Source organism: Brevibacterium sp. UBA7493 (genome assembly GCF_002479565.1).
Taxonomy (GTDB): Bacteria; Actinomycetota; Actinomycetes; order Actinomycetales; family Brevibacteriaceae; genus Brevibacterium; species Brevibacterium luteolum.
In genome coordinates this window covers 1-6,567 of record NZ_DLOD01000009.1, presented here as the reverse complement: position 1 = coordinate 6,567, position 6,567 = coordinate 1, and the positions used below count along the sequence as shown (strand labels likewise).

Annotated in this window: 6 protein-coding genes; all 6 read right to left on the bottom strand. The window is 68.8% G+C overall.

The features are described 5' to 3' along the window. Positions 1-47: 47 nt before the first annotated feature. On the bottom strand, positions 48-932 hold the full coding sequence (locus B4E96_RS06070; RefSeq protein WP_286956791.1) for a ligand-binding protein SH3: 885 nt from the start codon (positions 930-932) through the stop codon (positions 48-50). A 174-nt stretch (positions 933-1,106) separates the two neighbouring features. Then, positions 1,107-1,907: a sulfite exporter TauE/SafE family protein gene (locus tag B4E96_RS06065; protein ID WP_286956790.1), complete on the bottom strand. Its 801-nt coding sequence runs from the start codon at positions 1,905-1,907 to the stop codon at positions 1,107-1,109. Between the two features lie 143 nt (positions 1,908-2,050). Beyond that, positions 2,051-2,491, bottom strand: coding sequence for a 30S ribosome-binding factor RbfA (rbfA, locus tag B4E96_RS06060; RefSeq protein ID WP_102162611.1), 441 nt, complete (start codon positions 2,489-2,491; stop codon positions 2,051-2,053). 93 nt (positions 2,492-2,584) lie between these two features. Beyond that, complete coding sequence (gene infB, locus B4E96_RS06055) at positions 2,585-5,608, bottom strand: translation initiation factor IF-2 (protein WP_286956789.1); 3,024 nt, start codon at positions 5,606-5,608, stop codon at positions 2,585-2,587. A gap of 172 nt (positions 5,609-5,780) precedes the next feature. Continuing rightward, positions 5,781-6,149 carry a YlxR family protein gene (locus tag B4E96_RS06050; protein WP_286956788.1) on the bottom strand — a complete coding sequence of 123 codons (369 nt, stop codon included), beginning with the start codon at positions 6,147-6,149 and terminating at the stop codon, positions 5,781-5,783. Position 6,150: 1 nt separating this feature from the next. Beyond that, on the bottom strand, positions 6,151-6,567 hold a 417-nt coding region (gene nusA, locus B4E96_RS06045; RefSeq protein WP_414632676.1), incomplete at its 5' end, for a transcription termination/antitermination protein NusA.

Below are 6,567 nucleotides of genomic sequence, written 5' to 3'. Positions count from 1 at the left end.
GCCTGCTGTGGGAGAGTCGGGTGCGGGTGGGCGGCCCGCCGGTCACGTCACTTGAAGGAGACGTGCACGTGGTCGTAGTGGTTGGCGGTGTCGCCGCCGCGGTTCTCCATCGGCTTGCCCTTCCAGCCGTTGGTCGAGGCGTAGTACTTCTGCTCCCAGATGACGTACTTGACGTTGAGCTCCTGGCGGTTGTCGATGAGGAACTTCGTGATCTGGTCGCCGACCGAACCGCGGATCATCGCATCGACGGCCATGCCGCTGTTGTGGTCCGAGCCGGCCTGGTTGCGGTGTCCACCGTAGGTCTTGACCTCGGGGAAGTTCGCGCAGATCGCACGGTAGCCGTTGACGGCCACCGGCTGCAGACCGGATTCGATGCTGGAGGACACACTGCAGGCCTCGTAGGAGACGTTGGTGTCGCGTCCCTTGGAGCGGGAGGCGGTGTCATCGCCGCCGCGCTTGGTCGTCGACTTCGAGGAGCTGCTCGACGACGCGGGGGTCGGCTTCGGCTTCGGGGTGGTGGCGCTGACGGCACCGGACTTGCTCTGGTAGTCCTTGTTGTCCTTCAGTCCCTCTTCGTAGGCCTTGGCGGCCTCTTCGCGCTGCTGGTTGAGCGCGTCTTCGTCGACGAGGCTGATGTCTTCGGCCGGATCCGGCGAGGACGCGGCCTGCTGCTCGGTCTTGACGACGCCGGACTCGCTGTTCGGTCCGAGCGCGAAGGAGGAGGCGACGATCGCAGTGGTGGCAGCGGCCGGAATGGCGATGGCGGCCACCATCGGCTTGCGCTTGATGGTCTTGATGACGCCGGTGGCCGTCGAGGCATGCTCGGCAGAGTGCCGTCCGCTGCCGGAGCGTCCGAGGCGGCTGAGATCGCGGACGAGCGTGCGGGCGCTGGAGGCCCAGGACGACTGGTTCGGATCAGAGTGCTTACCCAATTCGACTATCCCTTAACAAAGCTGTAATCGTTCTGTGATCTCGTAAAAGTGTAACGGCATCCCAGGCGATAACAAAACGACGACGGAAGCCCATCTCTGCGAGCTCTGTCACACCTCGGCACCGGACGTTTCCACCAGCCAGCAGGACTGCCGCTCACCAGGGTTAACGCGGTGTCAGAAGAGGAAGTCGAACCCGAGTTTGAGGATGAGCGCGGTGACGACGACGAGGAACACGACGCGCACGAACCCGCTGCCGAGCCGGATCGCGGTGCGGGCGCCGATGAACCCGCCGACGACGTTGCCGGTCGCCACTGCCAACCCGAGTGCCCAGATGACGTGGCCGTTGGGGACGAAGTACAGCAGCGCCCCGAGGTTGGTCGCCCAGTTGACGATCTTCGCCATGGCCGAGGCGTGGAGGAAGTCGAAGCCGATGATGGAGACGAAGGCGATGACGAGGAAGGAGCCGGTGCCCGGGCCGAGCAGACCGTCGTAGAACCCGATGAGCAGTCCGATGAGCCAGGAGATCGCGTGGTGTCGTTTGGAGTGCTCGCCGAAGCGCAGCTGGGCGACCAGACCGAGCTGGGGTTTGAGCACGGTGAAGACGGCCACGGCGACAAGCGCAGTGAGGATCACGGGTTCGAACACGGCCGTCGGCAGCAGGGTGGCGACGCGGGCGCCGAGGATCGCCCCGAGGAGCGCGGTGACCGAGGCGGGGATCGTCGCTGACTTGTCCGGTCTGACCCGGGAAAGATAGGTCAGTGCCGATGCGGTGGTCCCGGCGATGGACCCGACCTTGTTCGTCGCCAGCGCCTGGACTGGGGTGATGCCGGGGACTATGAGCAGGGCCGGCAGCTGGATGAGGCCTCCGCCGCCGACGACGGCGTCGATCCATCCGGCGAGCAGGCCGGCGGCCAGGAGCAGCAGCACGAGAGTCATCGTCACGTCGATGCTACCGGTGTTCATCAGCCAGTCCATGCAGGCTGCTCCTCCCCTGGTTCCGGAGACACAGGTGTGTCTCGTGGCAGACAGTCAGGCAGGCACCGGAGGGGTTCCAGTGCCTGCCTGCAGCTGTTCAGTTCTGTGTGCGCGGCGCGCAGTCAGTCATGCTGACCGGTGCCTCAGTCGCGGGACTCGTCGTCCTCGTGCGGCTTGCGGTACGGATCGGCCTCCCCTGCCGGGGCGGCGTCCTTGGCAAGTGCTGCAACCTCGGCATCGCGGGCTGCCGCCTGGGCGAGCAGCTCTTCGAGCTCGGCTGCTGCGGCCGGCACCGAGTCGGCGATGAACTCCAGCGACGGGGTCAGCCGGATCTGCAGTCCCTTGCCGACCTCGGAGCGGATCAGCCCCTTGGCCGAATTCAGCGCTGCCTGCGTGGAGACGAGCTGATCCTCGTCACCGTAGACGGTGTAGAAGATCGAGGCGTGCTGCAGGTCGCCGGTGACGCGGACGTCGGTGACGGTGACAAAGCCCAGGCGCGGGTCCTTGATCCGCTTCTCGAGCGTCTGCGCGACGATGACCTTGATGCGGTCGGCGATCTTCCTGGCGCGGGTGGCATCAGCCATGGTGGTTCCTTCTCTTCGTGTGCCGGGCATCTTCGGTGGGACCGGCGCCTGCCCGCAGGTCACGGGCAGGCGCCGGGCAGTCATGCTGTCGCGTCAGTCGCGCGGCTTCTCCTGCATCTCGAAGGTCTCGATGAGGTCGCCTTCGCGGATGTCGTTGAAGCTGCCGAGTCCGACACCGCACTCGAAGCCCTCGCGGACCTCGGTGGCGTCGTCCTTGAAGCGGCGCAGCGACTCCACTGTGAGGTTGTCGCCGACGACGACTCCATCGCGGGTGATGCGGGCCTTGGAGTTGCGCTTGATGACGCCGTCCTTGACCATGCAGCCGGCGATGTTGCCCCACTTCGAGGAGCGGAACACTTCGCGGATCTCGGCCGAACCGGTGTGGACTTCCTCGAACTCGGGCTTGAGCATGCCCTTGAGCGAGTTCTCGATGTCGTCGATCGCGTCGTAGATGACCGAGTAGTACCGGACATCGACGCCCTCGGATTCGGCGAGGTCGCGGGCCTTGGCTTCGGGCCGGACGTTGAAGCCGATGACGATCGCGTTGTCGACGGTGGCGAGGTTGATGTCGTTCTCGGTGATCGCACCGACGCCGCGGTGAATGATCCGCAGGTCGACTTCCTCGCCCACATCGATCTTGAGCAGCGAATCCTCGAGTGCTTCGACTGCACCGGAGACGTCGCCCTTGAGGATGAGGTTGAGCATGTCGACCTTGCCCTCTTCGAGGGCCTTGGTGAAGTCCTCGAGGCTGATGCGCTTGCGTCCGCGTGCCTGAGCGGCATTGCGTTCGATGGCATCGCGCTTCTCCGCGATCTGGCGGGCAGTGCGGTCGTCATCGGTGGCCAGGAACGTGTCACCGGCGCGCGGCACCGATGACAGTCCCAGCACCTGCACCGGACGCGAGGGTCCGGCCTCTTCGACCGACTGGCCGTTCTCGTCGAACAGCGCACGCACACGACCGTAGGCGGTGCCGCAGACAATCGCATCGCCCTGCTTGAGGGTGCCGGACTCGACGAGCACGGTGGCAACGGCACCGCGGCCCTTGTCGAGCTTGGCTTCGATGGCGATGCCGCGGGCGGACTTGTCCGGGTTGGCCTTGAGGTCCAGTGCCGCATCAGTGGTCAGCAGCACGGCCTCGAGCAGGTCGTCGATGCCCTTGCGCTGCAGCGCCGAGATCGGCACGAACATCGTCTCGCCGCCGAACTCCTCGGCGATGAGATCGTATTCGGTCAGCTGCGACATGACCTTCTGCGGGTTCGCGGTGTCCTTATCGATCTTGTTGACCGCCACGACGACCGGCACACCGGCAGCCTGGGCGTGGTTGAGCGCCTCAATGGTCTGCGGCATGACACCGTCATCGGCAGCGACGACGAGGATCGCGACGTCGGTGGCCTTGGCACCGCGGGCACGCATGGCGGTGAACGCCTCGTGACCGGGGGTGTCGAGGAAGGTGATGCGGCGGTTCTCACCCTCATGCTCCATCGACACCTGGTAGGCGCCGATGTGCTGGGTGATGCCACCGGCCTCCTTGGCCGTGACATCGGCTGAGCGGATCGCATCGAGCAACTTCGTCTTACCGTGATCGACGTGACCCATGACGGTCACGACCGGCGGACGGGCCTGCAGGTCCTCATCGTCCTCCGCCTCGGCTTCAGCCTCGAGGTCGATGTCGAAGCTCTCGAGCAGCTCGCGGTCCTCGTCCTCAGGCGAGACGATCTGGATCTTGTAGCCGAGCTCCTCACCGAGGATCTGGAAGGTCTCCTCATCCAGCGACTGGGTGATCGTGGCCATCTCACCGAGGTGGAAGAGCACGGTGACGAGCGCGGCCGGGTTGGCGTTGATCTTGTCGGCGAAGTCGCTGAGCGAGGAGCCGCGACGCACCCGCACGACGGTGGAGCCGTTGCCACGGGGGACGACGACACCGCCGACGCTGGGCGCCTGCATCTCCTCGAACTCGCGACGCTTCGCGCGCTTGCTCTTGCGACCGCGGACCGGACGACCGCCTCCGCGGCCGAACGCGCCCTGGGTACCGCCGCGACCACCGGGGCCACGACCGCCGCCACCGCCGGGACGACCGCCCCAGCCGCCACCGCCGCCACCACCGGGACGACCACCGCCACCGGCGCCGGGGCGACCGCCACCGGGACGCTGGCCCGGACGGCCGACCGACGTGCGGTCCGGCATCATGCCGGGGTTCGGACGCGGAGCACCGCCGGGACCGGGGCGCGGGCCACCGGTTCCACCCGGACGCGGGCCGGGACGGGCACCCGCCGCGGCACCGCCACCGGCGGCACCACCCGGACGGGGACCGGGACGAGGACCACCGGAGCCGCCCGGACGGGGCATGCCCTGGCTGGCCGCGAAGGGGTTGTTGCCGGGACGGGGCGGACCACCCGCGTCACGGCCGTCACGGCCCTCACGGCCTTCACGACCGTCACGGCCACCGCGACCCATGCCCTGGCTCGGGGCGAACGGGTTGTTGCCCGGGCGCGGGCCGGGGCGAGGACCACCCTGACGGGCACCGCCACCGCCACGGGGGCCGGGCTTCTCGGCCGAGCGCTCGGCCGCGGGGGCCGAGGGGGTCGGACGCGGACCGGGTGTGGCCCCGGGCTTGGGCGCCGGCGAGGCCGGGGCGGGAGCAGGCGTGGCCTGCGCCGCCGGGGCGCTGGGAGTGGGCGCTGCGGGACGCGGAGCGGGCGTGCTCGGCTCCGGAGCCGCGGCGGGCTCGGGCGTGGGCGCCGGGGTGGGCGCGGGCGCACCGGGCTTGGGAGCGGCACCCGGCTTGGGTGCGGCGGCGCCCGGCTTGGGGGCGGATCCCGGCTTGGGGGCCGCGCCCGGCTTGGGTGCGGCGGCGCCCGGCTTGGGGGCGGCACCGGGCTTGGGCGTCGCGCCCGGCTTGGGGGTGGCACCCGGCTTGGGCGCCCCCGAGGACGGGGCTCCCCCGCCGCCGCCCGCCTGGGACGCGTCGAAGGACTCACGGACCCGGCGCACGACCGGGGCCTCGATGGTGGAACTGGCGGAGCGGACGAACTCGCCCTTCTCCTTCAAGTGATTCAGCAGTGTCTTGCTCTCGACTCCGAGCTCCTTGGCGAGCTCGTAGACCCGGACCTTGGCCACGTTTCTCCTCTATCTGCCGGCCCGGGGGGAGTCCTCGGACCGGCGTCAGTGCTGGGCGTTGCTCATTGGTGAGTACTCATCGGTGACTCATCAGCGTCTAACCCGCTTCCGGTTTCCATGCGTACGTCATCGACACCGCGTCGATGACCTGTGCCGGGGTGGACCGCCGTCGCTACCGGCGTGACTCCCGTTCGTCGTGCTCGTCCTCGATCACGCTCACGTACGTGCGCACCTGCTCGAGGTTCGTTCCCGCCGTGAGACGGAGGGCGCGCCCGAAGGCCCGTCTCCGTTCCGCCTGCGCCAGACACGCGGTGGTGGGATGGATCCACGCACCACGCCCGGGCAGGCGACCCGCCGGGTCGGGCACCAGCATCACCGTCTGCGATGACGGGGACGTCGGCGCCGAAGCGACGAGCCGCAACAGGGACGACCGTTGGTCCCGACGGCGGCATCCGAGACACGTCCGCACCGGTGCGCGAGCACCCTGTGGCGAGGTCGTGGAACCCGGACCGGCCGACGCCGGAGTCACGGTTTCGCTCATTCTACCCTGCCGACTCCGAGCTGGACGAGCGGTCCGGAGCCTGGGCGGACTGGCGGCCCTGCGGCCGTGCGGCCTCGGTGTCGGCGTCGGAGTGGATGTCGATCCGCCAGCCGGTGAGCTTGGCGGCGAGGCGGGCGTTCTGGCCCTCCTTGCCGATCGCGAGGGACAGCTGGTAGTCGGGGACGACCACGCGTGCGGCGCGCAGGGCCGGGTCGACGATCTGCACCGAGCTCACCTTGGCCGGGGAGAGCGCGGCGGCGACGAACTGGGCCGGGTCGGGAGACCAGTCGACGATGTCGACCTTCTCGCCTCGCAGCTCGGTCGTCACCGACCGGGCCCGCTGACCCATCGGGCCGATGCAGGCGCCCTTGGCGTTGACCCCGGGCACGTCGCTGTGGACCGCGATCTTCGTGCGGTG

Bases quoted from the DNA above. Each gene is read 5' to 3' on its own strand.
- rbfA (WP_102162611.1), bottom strand. From the start codon at position 2,491: ATGGCTGATGCCACCCGCGCCAGGAAGATCGCCGACCGCATCAAGGTC.
- B4E96_RS06050 (WP_286956788.1), bottom strand. From the start codon at position 6,149: ATGAGCGAAACCGTGACTCCGGCGTCGGCCGGTCCGGGTTCCACGACC.
- B4E96_RS06065 (WP_286956790.1), bottom strand. From the start codon at position 1,907: ATGGACTGGCTGATGAACACCGGTAGCATCGACGTGACGATGACTCTC.